16 protein-coding genes are annotated in these 13,832 nt (G+C 48.4%); 15 read left to right on the top strand and 1 reads right to left on the bottom strand.

The features are described 5' to 3' along the window. Window positions 1–64 precede the first annotated feature (64 nt). The 4 genes from ACQCVH_RS09145 to ACQCVH_RS09130 all read left to right on the top strand — a co-directional run bounded on the left by ACQCVH_RS09145 (window position 65) and on the right by ACQCVH_RS09130 (window position 3,190). Window positions 65–622 (top strand): DUF4256 domain-containing protein, encoded by a 558-nt coding sequence (locus ACQCVH_RS09145; RefSeq protein WP_426835402.1) that lies wholly within the window; start codon window positions 65–67, stop codon window positions 620–622. 179 nt (window positions 623–801) lie between these two features. Next, the gene (locus tag ACQCVH_RS09140; protein ID WP_009796303.1) at window positions 802–1,563 is read left to right on the top strand and encodes a ParA family protein; all 762 of its coding nucleotides are present in this window, start codon (window positions 802–804) and stop codon (window positions 1,561–1,563) included. Further along, the gene (locus tag ACQCVH_RS09135; RefSeq protein WP_426835401.1) at window positions 1,556–2,413 is read left to right on the top strand and encodes a ParB/RepB/Spo0J family partition protein; all 858 of its coding nucleotides are present in this window, start codon (window positions 1,556–1,558) and stop codon (window positions 2,411–2,413) included. Before ACQCVH_RS09140 ends, ACQCVH_RS09135 begins: the two co-directional genes overlap by 8 nt. Before the next feature lie 63 nt (window positions 2,414–2,476). Then, window positions 2,477–3,190 (top strand): DUF554 domain-containing protein, encoded by a 714-nt coding sequence (locus ACQCVH_RS09130; protein WP_426835400.1) that lies wholly within the window; start codon window positions 2,477–2,479, stop codon window positions 3,188–3,190. Between the two features lie 37 nt (window positions 3,191–3,227). Here the strand turns inward: ACQCVH_RS09130 and yyaC are convergent, their stop codons facing one another. Beyond that, window positions 3,228–3,866, bottom strand: coding sequence for a spore protease YyaC (gene yyaC, locus ACQCVH_RS09125; RefSeq protein ID WP_426835399.1), 639 nt, complete (start codon window positions 3,864–3,866; stop codon window positions 3,228–3,230). Window positions 3,867–4,309: 443 nt separating this feature from the next. Here yyaC and ACQCVH_RS09120 point away from each other — a divergent pair, with 443 nt between their 5' ends. The 11 genes from ACQCVH_RS09120 to rplI all read left to right on the top strand — a co-directional run bounded on the left by ACQCVH_RS09120 (window position 4,310) and on the right by rplI (window position 13,782). Next, window positions 4,310–5,200, top strand: coding sequence for a mechanosensitive ion channel family protein (locus ACQCVH_RS09120; RefSeq protein WP_426835398.1), 891 nt, complete (start codon window positions 4,310–4,312; stop codon window positions 5,198–5,200). Between the two features lie 11 nt (window positions 5,201–5,211). Then, the gene (locus ACQCVH_RS09115) at window positions 5,212–5,409 is read left to right on the top strand and encodes a DUF951 domain-containing protein (RefSeq protein WP_022544631.1); all 198 of its coding nucleotides are present in this window, start codon (window positions 5,212–5,214) and stop codon (window positions 5,407–5,409) included. A 164-nt stretch (window positions 5,410–5,573) separates the two neighbouring features. Beyond that, a complete protein-coding gene (gene ychF, locus ACQCVH_RS09110) occupies window positions 5,574–6,674 on the top strand; it encodes a redox-regulated ATPase YchF (RefSeq protein WP_257993037.1) in 1,101 nt (366 codons plus the stop codon). 363 nt (window positions 6,675–7,037) lie between these two features. Further along, a complete protein-coding gene (locus ACQCVH_RS09105) occupies window positions 7,038–7,568 on the top strand; it encodes a phosphatase PAP2 family protein (RefSeq protein WP_426835397.1) in 531 nt (176 codons plus the stop codon). 12 nt (window positions 7,569–7,580) lie between these two features. Then, complete coding sequence (locus tag ACQCVH_RS09100; RefSeq protein WP_426835396.1) at window positions 7,581–8,738, top strand: glycosyltransferase family 4 protein; 1,158 nt, start codon at window positions 7,581–7,583, stop codon at window positions 8,736–8,738. Window positions 8,739–8,917: 179 nt separating this feature from the next. Continuing rightward, the gene (rpsF, locus tag ACQCVH_RS09095) at window positions 8,918–9,205 is read left to right on the top strand and encodes a 30S ribosomal protein S6 (protein ID WP_426835395.1); all 288 of its coding nucleotides are present in this window, start codon (window positions 8,918–8,920) and stop codon (window positions 9,203–9,205) included. 44 nt (window positions 9,206–9,249) lie between these two features. Beyond that, a complete protein-coding gene (ssb, locus tag ACQCVH_RS09090; RefSeq protein WP_022544627.1) occupies window positions 9,250–9,771 on the top strand; it encodes a single-stranded DNA-binding protein in 522 nt (173 codons plus the stop codon). A gap of 52 nt (window positions 9,772–9,823) precedes the next feature. Next, a complete protein-coding gene (gene rpsR / locus ACQCVH_RS09085; protein WP_009796290.1) occupies window positions 9,824–10,069 on the top strand; it encodes a 30S ribosomal protein S18 in 246 nt (81 codons plus the stop codon). 329 nt (window positions 10,070–10,398) lie between these two features. Then, window positions 10,399–11,340, top strand: a complete 942-nt coding sequence (locus ACQCVH_RS09080) for a YybS family protein (RefSeq protein WP_426835394.1) — start codon at window positions 10,399–10,401, stop codon at window positions 11,338–11,340. A 22-nt stretch (window positions 11,341–11,362) separates the two neighbouring features. Next, entirely contained in the window at window positions 11,363–13,336 is a 1,974-nt protein-coding gene (locus tag ACQCVH_RS09075) for a DHH family phosphoesterase (RefSeq protein ID WP_426835393.1), read from the top strand. Beyond that, window positions 13,333–13,782, top strand: coding sequence for a 50S ribosomal protein L9 (rplI, locus tag ACQCVH_RS09070; RefSeq protein WP_009791713.1), 450 nt, complete (start codon window positions 13,333–13,335; stop codon window positions 13,780–13,782). Before ACQCVH_RS09075 ends, rplI begins: the two co-directional genes overlap by 4 nt. Window positions 13,783–13,832: the final 50 nt, after the last annotated feature.

Genomic DNA, 13,832 nt, shown 5'->3' with positions numbered 1-13,832 from the left:
TCATACCGGAATCCGCAGTGCGTTTTTCATTATTATCACAACACTATTTAGAGGGGGAAAAAGCATGAACAAGGACCTGTCTTTAGAGCAAAGGGAAGGATTGCTGGGCACATTGAAGGACCGTTTTGAGAAAAATATGGAGCGCCATCAGAATCTCGATTGGACTCAAGTGGAGGCAAAACTGGCTGATCATACTGATAAGCTCTGGACGCTCAATGAAATGGAAGTGACCGGCGGGGAGCCGGATGTCGTTTCTTATGATGAAAAAAATGATGAATATATATTCTGTGATTGTTCAGCGGAAAGCCCTAAAGGCCGCCGCAGCGTCTGCTACGACCGTGAGGCGCTGGAGTCCAGGAAAAAGCATAAGCCTGAAACCAGTGCAATGGACCTGGCTGCCGATATGGGCATTGAGCTTTTAACAGAAGAGCAGTACCGGGAGCTTCAGAAGCTCGGAAGCTTTGACCTGAAAACATCCTCCTGGGTGCAGACTCCTGCTGAAGTCAGGGAGCTTGGCGGCGCCCTTTTCTGCGACCGCCGCTATAACCAGGTATTCGTCTATCATAATGGTGCGGATTCGTACTATGCTGCGAGAGGCTTCCGGGGCAGGCTGAAAGTCTGAGCCTGCAGCAGGCAAAATATTCATTTCTCTTCAATCTGTGGGAATTTTAAGAAAAAACCTAACATCATATTCCATTCATGATAAAATAGAAGTCGTGACTCTAGTAAGTTTTTTTTCTGATTGAATAGATTATGAATAGAATAGATATCATTGTTTAGAGGAATAAGGTAGGTGGCACCGTGGGGAAAATTATTGCGATTGCGAATCAAAAAGGAGGAGTCGGAAAGACGACAACCTCTGTGAATTTAGGAGCCTGCTTGGCATACATAGGCAAGAAAGTGCTGCTGGTCGATATTGATCCGCAGGGCAATGCAACAAGCGGGATCGGTATAGAAAAAGCTGATGTGGATCAATGCATCTACGATGTTCTTGTTGATGATGTCGAAGCGCTGAAAGTGATCAAGCCGACGGCCGTTGAGAATTTATATGCCATTCCTGCGACCATTCAGCTTGCGGGGGCGGAAATTGAGCTGGTTCCGACTATTTCCCGGGAAGTGAGACTCAAAAGGGCCCTTGAAGAAGTGAAAAAGGACTTCGATTATATCATCATCGATTGCCCTCCTTCCCTCGGCCTTCTGACGATCAACTCTCTGACGGCATCCGATGCCGTCCTGATACCGGTCCAGTGTGAGTATTATGCACTCGAAGGGCTCAGCCAGCTTTTGAATACGGTCCGCCTAGTCCAGAAGCATCTGAACCATGACCTGAAAATCGAAGGTGTGCTTCTGACGATGCTTGATGCCAGGACCAATCTGGGTATACAGGTAATTGAAGAGGTAAAGAAATACTTCCAGGATAAAGTCTATAAAACGATCATTCCGCGCAATGTCCGTTTAAGTGAAGCACCGAGCCACGGGGAGCCGATTATCATCTATGATGCGAAATCCCGGGGAGCTGAAGTGTACCTAGATTTGGCAAAGGAAGTGATTTCGAATGGCTAAAGGTCTGGGAAAAGGGCTGAATGCTTTCTTCTCGAACGCCGAGGCAGATTCTGAGGAAACAATCCAGGAAATCAGGCTTTCGGAAATCCGTCCGAATCCTTATCAGCCCAGAAAAACATTTGACGAAGCAGCAATAGAAGAGCTGAAGCAGTCGATCCAGGAGCATGGCATTCTTCAGCCGGTCATCCTGAGGAAAAGCATTAAAGGTTTTGAAATCGTCGCAGGTGAACGCCGCTGCCGGGCTGCCAGGGAAGCCGGCCTGGAAAAAGTGCCATCCGTCATCAGGGAATTGACCGAAAAGCAGATGATGGAGCTGGCCATACTTGAGAACCTGCAGCGTGAGGATCTCACTCCAATGGAAGAAGCGGCCGCCTATCAGCAGCTGATCGAGAAGCTGAAGATGACACAGGAAGAGCTTGCGAAAAGATTGGGGAAAAGCAGGCCGCATATCGCCAATCATATCAGGCTCCTATCGCTTCCTCCGAAAATTCAGGAGCTGATCTCAAGCGGCAAGATCACGATGGGCCATGGGCGTGCGCTGCTGGGCCTCAGGCAGAAGGAAAAAGTCCAGGCAGTCGCTGACCGTGCGATAAAGGAAGGGCTCAATGTCCGTCAGCTTGAACAGCTGATCCATCACCTGAATGATCTTGTTCCACGTGAAACAAAAAAAGTGAAGGCGCCGAAGGATGTATTTATCAAAGCCCAGGAAACCTCGCTGCGGGAACGGTTCGGAACCCCGGTCAGCATCAAGCAGAATAAGAATCAGAACAAAGGCAAAATCGAGATCGAATTCTTTTCAAAAGACGATCTGGACCGGATTTTACAAATATTGGACCAGGAACGTTCGTAAGCCATCATGGATGGCTTTTTCTTCTTTTTTCATAAACTACTATACAGATAAAGGTGAAATACAATGTTTTTATTAGGCACATTAGTGAATGGACTGCTGATTGTGATCGGCACGCTTCTCGGCAAGCTCCTCCATCGCATCCCGGAAAGCATGAAAGGCACCGTCATGTATGCGATTGGACTGGCAGTCATTGTCCTTGGCCTGCAGATGGGCTTCAAAAGTGATAATTTCCTGATTGTCATACTGAGTCTTGTGCTTGGGGCTGTGATCGGCGAGTGGCTTGGGCTTGAGGATAAGCTCAATGCAGTCGGCATTTGGCTGGAGAGAAAGATTGGTTCAAATGGACAGGGCAGCATCTCACAGGGCTTTGTGACAGCAACCCTTATTTTTGTAATCGGAGCTATGGCAATCATCGGGGCATTGGACAGCGGCATCCGCGACGACCATGATGTTCTGTACACGAAGTCAATCATCGACGGCTTTACGGCGCTGATTTTGACCACTACCCTTGGGATCGGCGTTATCTTTTCAGCAATACCAGTTGTCCTTTATGAAGGACTGATTGCCCTTTTTGCGACCCAGATAGACCGGTTTGTCCCCCAGGCACTGATGGACCAGTTCATTCTTGAAATGACAGCAGCGGGCGGGGTAATGATCTTTGCAATCGGGCTGAATCTGACAGGATTGACGAAGATCAGGGTGGCTAATCTTCTGCCCGGCATCCTTGTGACGGCTGTTATCGTTACATCAATCTATTTTTACCATCAGCTTGCTTGACAGAGGGTGGACGGCAGTTGTCTGTCCATCCTCTTCTCTATTGATTCAGTTTTGCCTGTTCCACTGTTCCCAGATCCCAGCTGATGCGCGGCCATGCCTGCTTAAATCTTGCGTTCAGGCTCGCTTCATGGATTCCGGCAGCAATGGTCTTCGCCATCCTTAGCACAAGATTCAGCCTGGTATTCTGCAGTACGAAGAATTCCATAAATCCGCTCACATTCACAATTCCGGTGATATGCATATCGCCTACCTCAGGGAGCTCTTTGTTCACGCCCGCTCCCGGCTTGACCGGACCGGATCCGACCTGGATGACGCCCACACTCTTCAGGCGGCCAAGGCATGCGTCAATTCCGATGATATAGGGGCGTACATGCGATTCCTTAATTTCCTTCAGTTTTTCTTCCAGATTCACGGCATGGATCGGATCATCCAGCGTTCCGTATACATGAAAGGGTGCCACTGCCTTTTCCTCCAGAAGTGTGCCGACGAGAGGGCCCAATGAATCTCCGGTAGAGCGGTCAGTGCCGATGCAGACAAAAACGACAGGGCGTACACCGATGCCTGGGGGCATGAAATCTAAAAGCTCTGCAGCCAGCTTGTTTGCAGCATCCTGTTCATCATGGACAACGCGGGCACTGCTGGCCTTTTTTTCAAATAAATTCGTTCTTATGTTCATTGGTTCCACTCCCTCATTATGGTAGTAACAGTATACGGAAAAATTTTGTAATCTATACATACCTGCATCAGTAAAAAGATAAACAGAGATTCATATCTTAGTGTGCTTTCTGAAAGTCTGGACGATCCTTTAATGGGTTAAAGGGCATTTGCGCATGCGGAGATGGTTTTATAGGAATTGAAAAAGAATTTCATGGAAGCCATCACATGTCAGACTGTAAAAAATTCCTGCAAATTGTTAAAATGGATTTAATTTTATAAGATAAGAAAGTATAATTTTGAACTTCGGCTGCTGGCGGCCAGCTGCGCCTATGAACTCGGGGTTCAGGCTTGAGGCGAAATCTTGCAGACGCTTGTTGAACGCCGCGCAATCTTATTGAGAGTCCATTGATAAGGCGCTGGCGATTTTCTTATATAATTCACTAAAAGTAAGCGGGTGAAACCATGACTTCTACAGAAAAAATGCTTCAGGGAATTAAGGATCAGCTGTCCGATGAAAAGATGTGGAGTGGCATTGGCCTGGGATTTCTGAAAATCATCGCGATTCTGATTGTGTCCAGCCTGATCATCAGGATCGGCCGGGCAGCTATCCGCAAGGTCTTTGCCGTGCGGAGCCATTCGCCGCTCCGGATCAGCCACCGCCGGGAAGCGACCCTCGTCAAGCTTCTTGAAAATGTCCTGACATATGTGGTGTCGTTCATCATGATCATGATGATTCTCTCAACCTTGACGATTGATGTGGGGGCCCTTCTTGCCGGTGCCGGGATTGTGGGGCTTGCTGTCGGCTTCGGCGCCCAGAACCTTGTGAAGGATATCATCACCGGCTTTTTCATCATATTTGAAGACCAGTTTTCGGTCGGCGATTATATCAGGGTCGACCAATTCGAGGGAACCGTGGAGGAAATCGGCCTCCGGACAACAAAAATTAAGAGCTGGACAGGCGAGCTTCACATCCTTCCTAACGGAAGTATCGTCCAGGTGACCAATTTCTCACTTCATAACAGTGTGGCTTTTGTGGATGTGAGTATTGCGTATGAAGGGGATATCCAGAAGGCTGAGCAGGTGCTTAAGGACCTCCTGGAAACCCTGCCCGAAAAATATGAAGATATGGTCAAGACGCCTGAAATATTAGGTATCCAGAACCTGGCCGCATCAGATGTGGTCATCCGGGTGACGGCGGAGACAATGCCGATGAAGCATTTCTTTATCGCCAGACAGCTAAGGAAGGAAATCAAGATGGCCCTTGATGCACATGGCATCGAAATTCCGTTCCCGCGCCTGGTCATGTACTCGCGCCAGGAAGAAAAGCCTGAAAAAAGCACGGGAAAAGCATAGGAGGAAAAACCATGGAACCAAAAGAATATGGCCTGAATGATGTAGTAGAGATGAAAAAAGCCCATCCGTGCGGGGCCAACCGGTGGAAAATCATCCGCCTCGGCATGGATATCCGCATCAAATGCGAGGGATGCTCGCACAGCGTCATGATCCCGCGAAAAGAATTCAGCCGGAAAATGAAGAAAATCCTTGTGAAGCATGAAGAATAGTCATGCTTCTTTTTTCTGGAAAGTGATGCACTTGTCTTTTCTCCGGCAAATCTCTATAATTGTGGGAGGCTTGTCCAATTTTATGAAATGAAAAACAGCCTTATGAAAATAGATTTCACAGTTTTTGAAATAGATGCTGAAATAAAAGTTGAGGAGTGACTGGCATGGCATTAACAGCTGGGATTGTAGGCTTGCCGAACGTTGGTAAATCTACATTATTTAATGCAATAACACAGGCAGGTGCGGAATCTGCCAACTATCCGTTTTGTACGATTGACCCGAATGTGGGAATTGTTGAGGTTCCTGACCACCGTCTGAACAAGCTGACAGAGCTTGTTCAGCCGAAGAAAACTGTACCGACAACATTCGAATTCACAGACATCGCCGGAATTGTAAAAGGCGCCAGCAAAGGGGAAGGCCTCGGGAATAAATTCCTTTCACATATCCGTGAAGTGGATGCAATCTGCCAGGTTGTCCGCTGCTTTGCTGATGATAATATCACGCACGTATCCGGGAAGGTCGATCCGATTTCCGATATCGAAACCATCAATCTCGAGCTGATCCTTGCTGACCTTGAATCTGTTGAGAAGCGCATTGCCCGCGTCGGCAAAATGGCAAAGCAGAAGGACAAAGAAGCTGTCGCTGAACTTGAAGTCCTTGAATTGCTGAAGGATGCGTTCGAAGCGGACAAGCCTGCCCGCACTGTGGAGTTCACAGAAGAGCAGCATAAAATCGCCAAGAACCTTCACCTCTTGACTATCAAGCCTGTCCTGTATGTAGCCAATGTCGGGGAAGACGATGTGGCAGATCCTTCGTCAAACGAATACGTCCAGAGCGTCAGGGACTTTGCAGAGAAGGACAATGCCGAAGTAATCGTGGTCTGTGCGAAAATCGAATCTGAAATCGCCGAGCTGGAAGGCGAAGAAAAGCAGATGTTCCTTGAAGAGCTTGGCATCGAGGAATCAGGCCTTGACCAGTTGATCCGCTCAGCTTACCACCTCCTTGACCTTGCCACTTATTTCACGGCAGGTGTGCAGGAAGTCCGCGCCTGGACATTCCGCAAGGGCATGAAGGCGCCTCAGTGTGCCGGCATCATCCATACAGACTTTGAAAGAGGCTTCATTAGGGCAGAAACTGTCCACTACGATGACCTGCTGGAAGCTAAAACAATGGCAGCTGCGAAAGAAGCAGGGAAAGTCCGTCTGGAAGGTAAAGAATATATTGTTAAAGACGGAGATATCATCCATTTCCGCTTTAATGTTTAATAAGTATGATGAGAGGCTCCCGCTTTTGGGGGCTTTTTTTGTTGGGCTGGGGGTGCAGGGGTGGTCGCTGGGGGCTGAGGTACTCTGTAGAAGGGGAAGGAGTGTCAGAATACCTTATGAAAGCATCTTGAGATACTCTGACACAATCAAATGTGAATAGAGTGCCTCATAGTTTGTCGCGGCTGAACACCACCTCCGCTTTGCAATGGTCCAGCTCCGGGCGCTAGACCCTCGAGTGTCGGGGCTGAGCAAGCGCCCTCCACCTTTCCTGGCTGATTAACAATAAATTTACACGGAATTCAAATGGCTGTTACACATTCTTTTTACAATGAAGTAGAAGAAAACGCTAAAGGAGGATGTGTGATGAGCCGTGCTAGAGCCTGGATCCGAAGGCAGGATGAGCTATGGTTTCATTATTGCAATAGCAGGTCAGAGGCAGCTTTCATCCGTTTTTTTCAAATGCTGACCCATTTGGGCGGTGCACGGTTTACGGTCTGTCTGCAGCTGATTCTTATGCTGGCAGGACCTCCTTCCCTTTTCCGGCCCGCAGCAGCTGCGTCGCTCTCCCTTGGAGCAAGCCATCTTGCCGCCGTCCTGATCAAGCGGGCCGTTAAGAGGATACGTCCCTTTCAGGTGCTTTCCGGTGTCCGTGTGCATGGATTTCGTTTCAAAGATCATTCTTTTCCGTCGGGGCATTCGACAGCCGCCTTTTCCCTGGCAGTTCCTTACAGCATTCTTTTCCCTCCATTCGCTCCTGCTTTACTGGCAGCTGCTGGTCTTGTCGCCCTTTCGAGAGTTGTGCTTGGCGTCCATTATCCTACCGATATTGCGGCAGGATCTATTCTTGGCACAGGTGCAGGCATCTTTTTAGCAGTCATGGTCCAGTCATTTTAATATTGAGGAGGAATGAGAGTGAAGGTGGCGATTTTTTCTGATACTTTTTATCCCCAGATTAATGGTGTGGCTAACACGCTGAAGCGGCTCACAGACCATCTTGAAAAGCGGAATATAGAGTACATGCTTTTTATACCAGGTACCGCTGAAGGCATCTCCTATCCGAACGCAGCCGAGTTTCTGAGCATTCCTTTCCTTTTTTACCCTGAATGCAGAACGGCCGTGGCCAATCCCCGCAAAATAACGGAGAAGCTGCAGAAGTTTTCTCCCGACATCGTCCATATAGCCACCCCGCTGACAATGGGTCTTTACGGAATCCATGCGGCCAATAAGCTGGGCATTCCTGTCACCGGCTCCTACCACACACATTTTGATCAATACTTAAAGCTTTATAAATGCCAATGGCTCTCTCCCCTGTTCTGGAAGTATATGAAATGGTTCCACCGTTCCTTCCGGCGCATTTTCGTCCCGTCGAAAGATACGAAAAGAATCCTTGAAGCCCAGGGGATGCATTCAGTATCCCTTTGGACGCGCGGTGTCGACAGCCGGCTGTTCCATCCTGATAGGGATAGGGAGGCAGCCAGGAGGAAATTTGGGATAAAGGAGCCCCATATCCTCCTTTATGCCGGCAGGCTTGCACCGGAAAAGGATCTTGGAACCCTGCTCAAAACAATGGGATGCATCCCGGAAGGAATCCGGGAGCGGGTGCACTGGCTGATCGTCGGCGACGGACCTGAGTTCCATCCTTTCGCAAAGGAAACTGCCGGCAGGGGTGATGTGACAATGACCGGCTATGTCACAGGCGAAGAGCTGGCCGGCCTATATGCAGCAGCCGATTTGCTTGTCTTCCCCTCCTCTACTGAAACCTTTGGAAACGTGGTCCTTGAAGCCCTCTCATCTGGCACTCCTGCTGTGGTGGCAGACAAAGGCGGCCCGGCGGAAATCATCTCGGACTGCAGGACCGGCCGGATATGCCCGGCAGGCAGCAGCGAATCATTTGCAGATGCCATACAGGAGCTGCTTGAAAATCCGGCCAAGCTCGCAAGCATGTCCCGGGAAGCGAGAAAGTTTGCTGAGCGCCAGTCGTGGGAAGCAATCATGGACCAGCTGCTGGCGGAATATAAAGAGATTGCATATGAGGATGAATACCGCTTCCGGAATTTGGGATAAAAGAATGGAAATTGTCCAATAGAATATGATATGATGAATATACCTCGGAATGAGGTTTTTTCTTTTTGGGGAGGAAGATTGCTTTCCTTCCGTATATATGCTATAATTTCAACTTGTGAGTAATGAATAGTTACTCCTTGCCCGAATGGGCCGCTTAGACCAAAAGGAGGTGTAATGAGATGAGAAAGTACGAAATCATGTACGTCATCCGTCCAAACATTGAAGATGAGGCTAAAAAGGCTCTTGTTGAGCGTTTTAACTCTATCCTGACTGATAATGGTGCGGAACTGACTGAATCAAAAGACTGGGGCAAACGCCGCCTGGCTTACGAAATCAACGATTTCCGTGATGGCTACTACCAGTTGATCACCCTGAATGCGGAAGCTGCTGCAGTGGACGAGTTCACTCGCCTTGCTAAAATCAGCGAAGATATCATCCGCCACATGGTTGTTAAAGACGAAAAGTAAGACTTGAAATAGACTAGTTTTAAATAAGGAAGGAGTTGATTCTGATGATGAACCGTGTTGTTCTTGTCGGACGTTTAACGAAAGATCCTGAGTTAAGGTACACGCCAAATGGAGTTCCCGTTGCTTCCTTCACACTTGCTGTTAACCGTACTTTTACGAATCAGCAGGGAGAAAGGGAAGCTGACTTCATCAACTGTGTGATCTGGCGCCGTCCAGCTGAAAACGTAGCAAACTTCCTCAAAAAAGGAAGCCTTGCCGGCGTTGACGGACGCCTCCAGACCCGCAGCTATGAGGGACAGGACGGCAAGCGCGTCTACGTTACCGAAGTAATGGCAGACAGCGTTCAGTTCCTGGAGCCGAGAAATGCTTCAGGCGGCGCCCCAAGCGGCGGCCGTAATGACGGAAACTATGGCGGTCCTTCAAGAGAACAGGATTTCCCATATGGAAATAATGATCAGAATCAGCGACAAAACAATAACCGCAATCAAGGATATACGCGCGTGGATGAAGATCCATTCGCAAATGATGGCCAAATCGACATCTCTGATGACGATCTGCCATTCTGATCTCCTTGATTGGACGGGTACACGATACTAAAACCAAAAGGAGGGAAATGACATGGCATTTGGAGGAGGACGCAGAGGCGGACGTGCAAAGCGCCGTAAAGTTTGCTACTTCACAGCAAACGGAATCACTCACATCGACTACAAAGATGTAGATCTTCTGAAAAAATTCATCTCTGAGCGCGGTAAAATTTTACCTCGCCGTGTAACTGGTACAAACGCTAAATACCAACGTAAATTGACTGTTGCTATCAAGCGTGCGCGTATCATGGCATTACTGCCTTACGTTTCAGGTGAATAATAGATGATAAAGAAGGGCGCCTTATGGGTGTCCTTCTTTTTTTGATACATAGATGGGTGTTATGGAAGTCTGCCGGGATTGAACAAGCAGCCTCCGCATTTCTTGTCCAGCTCCAAAGCCTAGCCCCTCGAGTCATAAGCCACTTGGGAATTAAAGGCAAAGAACGCCTTTTATTCTGGCACGTCTTATGCTTATCGGCTCTGGGCAAGCCGCTTCCGCATTTCGAAAGGTTGAACCAAGCCTTCATACCCGATAAAATAGTAATAGGAATATGTCTTTAACCTGCTGCTGACTGCAGCGTTGTATAAAGAAATTTGAGAGGTGAAGCAGTGAAGAACGTCCATAAGTTGACTTCGGGTGCCGTCATGCTGGCAGTGTTTGCTGTCCTGATGCTGCTTACCCTTTACGTCCCCGTCCTGGGGGTCGTCACGAATTTGTTTTTGGCAGCGCCGTTTATATTGTTTGCTGCAACGAATGACCGTAAAAGCTCTCTGGTCTTTTTGACAGGCGGCATCCTCATTTCACTGATTGTCGGGACGATCCTGGCGATTCCGCTCGCGCTGCTCTATGGTATAACAGGAACAGTAATTGGGGACTTTATCCGGGAGAAAAAGTCACGGTTCAGCACGTATATGGCAAGCTCTCTTGCCTTCCTGATCCTGCTTGTTGCCCAGTACGGGATAGCGGTCCAGTTTTTTGAGATGAATGTGATTAAAGAATCGTTTGATCTCTTAAAGCAGTCTGTCGACAAAGCCATTTCTTTGATGGAGAACTTCGGTCAGCCGCTCGATGAGAAGATGACAGAACAGCTGTACAGCGGTATTGAAATGACTGAGACGCTGATTCCAAGCTTATTGATCATGGCATCCTTTATCAATGTCCTGATTCTCCAGGCAGTATCCCTGCCGATTGTAAAGCGGTTTGGAGTGAATACGGAAAAATGGGGCCAGTTCAGAAATCTGTCTCTGCCTAAGAGCGTACTCTGGTATTACCTGATCACCATTATTGCGGCTCTCCTTCTGAGACCGGAGGAAGGGACGGTTCTTTTTGATGCATTCATAAACCTGAGCTTTATCCTGCAGCTGCTTATGATTGTGCAGGGGCTCTCGCTCATCTTTTATTTCTGCCACATGAAAGGCTATCCAAAGGCCGTGCCGGTCACAGCCGCGGTCCTGAGCTTCATCCTGCCTTTTCTCCTTTATATTATCAGGATATTAGGTATAATTGACTTAGGATTTAATTTGAAAAAATGGTTAAAAGAAAAAGTCTGACACTACTGTAGGAGCTGAAAACATGCCATCGTATTTAGAAAAGCGATCCATCCGCTATCCGCTATATTGGCTGATGGGTATAACAGTGGTGGTCCTTGGGATATTGGCATATTACAACTGGATCCTTGGCCTGGCAGGCGTGCTGCTGATTGTGCTGCCATTCTATTTCATTTTTATGATAGATTATCGCCAGCGCCGGGAAACTGAAGAGTATATATCAACACTCTCATACCGTGTCAAAAAAGTAGGCGAAGAAGCCCTGATGGAAATGCCGATCGGAATCATGCTCTTCAATGAAGAGCTGTATATCGAATGGACCAATCCGTTCCTTGCTTCCTGCTTTGATGAAGATACACTGGTCGGAAGATCGCTTTATGATGCAGCAGAAACACTCGTCCCTTTGATCAAGCAAGAGGTGGAGTCGGAGATCATCACCCTCCATGAAAGGAAATTCAGGGTCATACATAAGCCGGATGAACGGCTCCTGTATTTCTTTGACGTGACCGAGCAGACGGAAATTGAAAAGCAGTATGAAGATGAAAGGACCGTGCTGGCCATCATCTTCTTAGATAATTATGATGAGCTGACACAGGGGATGGACGACCAGACGAGGAGCAGCCTCAACAATCTTGTTACCTCCCTCCTGAATAAGTGGGCGACAGACAATGGCGTCTTCTTGAAAAGGATTTCGTCTGAGCGCTTCATCGCGGTGTTTAATGAAAACATTCTTCAGCTGCTTGAAAGAGGAAAGTTCACGATTCTCGACGATGTACGGGAAACAAGCTCGACCCAAAATGTCCCGCTCACCTTGAGCATTGGCGTCGGCTCCGGTGTCTCTTCCCTGCCTGAACTGGGGTCACTGGCACAGTCAAGCCTTGACCTTGCCCTCGGCAGGGGCGGCGACCAGGTGGCCATCAAGCAGCCGAATGGGAAAGTCAAATTCTTCGGCGGCAAGACCAATCCTGTTGAAAAAAGGACGAGGGTCCGTGCAAGGGTGATTTCCCATGCACTGAAGGAATTGATCACCGAAAGCGATAAAGTCATCATCATGGGCCATAAAAGTCCGGATATGGACGCTGTAGGCGCGTCGATCGGCATCCTGAAGGTAGCTGAGATGAACCAGTGCGAAGGCTATGTGGTCATGAACTTCCAGGATATCGATACAGGCGTCCAGCGGATGATGAAGGAAATCCGCAAAAACGATTCCCTCTTTTCTCGCTTTATCAGCCCTGAGGAGGCGCTTGAAATTGCAACAGATGACACCCTGCTGGTTGTGGTGGATACCCATAAGCCATCGCTTGTCATCGAAGAGCGACTGCTCAGCAAGATTGACCATGTCGTGGTCATCGACCACCACAGGCGCGGGGAGGAATTCATCAAGAATCCGCTGCTCGTTTATATGGAGCCGTATGCATCCTCGACAGCGGAGCTGGTCACCGAGCTGCTTGAATACCAGCCAAAGAAAGGCAGGATCGAAATGCTCGAAGCGACTGCCCTGCTTGCCGGGATCATCGTCGATACGAAAAGTTTTACGCTCAGGACCGGCGCCCGAACCTTTGATGCCGCCTCCTATCTGCGCGGCCAGGGAGCGGATACCGTCCTTGTCCAGAAGTTCCTCAAAGAGGATGTCGACACCTATGTGAAGCGGGCCAAGCTGATCGAGACAGTATCCCTCTACAGGGAAGGGCTGGCGATTGCAAAGGGTAATCCTGACCAGTCGTTCGATCAGGTGCTGATCGCCCAGACAGCCGATACACTCCTGACAATGGATGGGATCGATGCCTCTTTTGTCATCTCCAAACGGGCAGATAATCTGGTCGGGATCAGCGCCCGCTCGCTCGGTGATGTGAATGTCCAGATCATCATGGAAAGCCTTGAGGGCGGAGGGCATCTCACCAATGCAGCAACTCAGCTGACAGACATAACAGTCGATGAGGCGGAAGAGCGCCTTCATCAGGCTATAGATGATTACTTTGAAGGGAGACGGAAAGAATGAAAGTCATTTTCTTAAAAGATGTTAAAGGAAAAGGAAAAAAAGGGGAAGTCAAAAACGTAGCTGACGGCTATGCCCATAACTTCCTGCTGAAGCAGGGGCTTGCCATTGAAGCGAACCAGGCGAATATCAGCACATTGAGCGCACAGAAAAAGAAAGAAGAAAAAGTTGCGGCCAATGAACTGGAAGAAGCGAAAGAACTTAAAGAAAAGCTCGAAAAGATCACCGTCGAATTCTCAGCAAAATCAGGTGAAGGCGGAAGATTGTTCGGCTCAATCACAAGCAAGCAGATTGCAGAAGAGCTCAACAAAAAGAACGGCATCAAAATCGATAAGCGCAAAATCGAGCTCAGCGATGCGATCCGCACGCTCGGCTATACAAAGGTTCCTGTAAAGCTTCACACAGAAGTAACAGCCACTTTGAATGTCCATGTTAAAGAAGTAAACTAATTTTGGAAGTTCCATTTACAGATAAACATGTTAAAATATAAGAGTTGAGA

The sequence above is a fragment of the Bacillus infantis genome, assembly GCF_050107595.1.
Taxonomy (GTDB): Bacteria; Bacillota; Bacilli; order Bacillales; family Cytobacillaceae; genus Bacillus_AB; species Bacillus_AB infantis_C.
The sequence above is the reverse complement of the archived record's forward strand: the minus strand, read 5'-3'. Positions and strand labels throughout refer to the sequence as shown.

What these genes read in the sequence shown, in the direction of transcription:
- ACQCVH_RS09145 (WP_426835402.1), top strand. Translation starts at nt 65, where the DNA reads ATGAACAAGGACCTGTCTTTAGAGCAAAGGGAAGGATTGCTGGGCACA.
- ACQCVH_RS09100 (WP_426835396.1), top strand. Translation starts at nt 7,581, where the DNA reads ATGAGAGTGAAGGTGGCGATTTTTTCTGATACTTTTTATCCCCAGATT.
- ACQCVH_RS09115 (WP_022544631.1), top strand. Translation starts at nt 5,212, where the DNA reads ATGGAACCAAAAGAATATGGCCTGAATGATGTAGTAGAGATGAAAAAA.
- ACQCVH_RS09105 (WP_426835397.1), top strand. Translation starts at nt 7,038, where the DNA reads ATGAGCCGTGCTAGAGCCTGGATCCGAAGGCAGGATGAGCTATGGTTT.
- ACQCVH_RS09130 (WP_426835400.1), top strand. Translation starts at nt 2,477, where the DNA reads ATGTTTTTATTAGGCACATTAGTGAATGGACTGCTGATTGTGATCGGC.
- rpsF (WP_426835395.1), top strand. Translation starts at nt 8,918, where the DNA reads ATGAGAAAGTACGAAATCATGTACGTCATCCGTCCAAACATTGAAGAT.
- rpsR (WP_009796290.1), top strand. Translation starts at nt 9,824, where the DNA reads ATGGCATTTGGAGGAGGACGCAGAGGCGGACGTGCAAAGCGCCGTAAA.
- ACQCVH_RS09075 (WP_426835393.1), top strand. Translation starts at nt 11,363, where the DNA reads ATGCCATCGTATTTAGAAAAGCGATCCATCCGCTATCCGCTATATTGG.
- ACQCVH_RS09120 (WP_426835398.1), top strand. Translation starts at nt 4,310, where the DNA reads ATGACTTCTACAGAAAAAATGCTTCAGGGAATTAAGGATCAGCTGTCC.
- ychF (WP_257993037.1), top strand. Translation starts at nt 5,574, where the DNA reads ATGGCATTAACAGCTGGGATTGTAGGCTTGCCGAACGTTGGTAAATCT.
- ssb (WP_022544627.1), top strand. Translation starts at nt 9,250, where the DNA reads ATGATGAACCGTGTTGTTCTTGTCGGACGTTTAACGAAAGATCCTGAG.
- rplI (WP_009791713.1), top strand. Translation starts at nt 13,333, where the DNA reads ATGAAAGTCATTTTCTTAAAAGATGTTAAAGGAAAAGGAAAAAAAGGG.
- yyaC (WP_426835399.1), bottom strand. Translation starts at nt 3,866, where the DNA reads ATGAACATAAGAACGAATTTATTTGAAAAAAAGGCCAGCAGTGCCCGC.
- ACQCVH_RS09135 (WP_426835401.1), top strand. Translation starts at nt 1,556, where the DNA reads ATGGCTAAAGGTCTGGGAAAAGGGCTGAATGCTTTCTTCTCGAACGCC.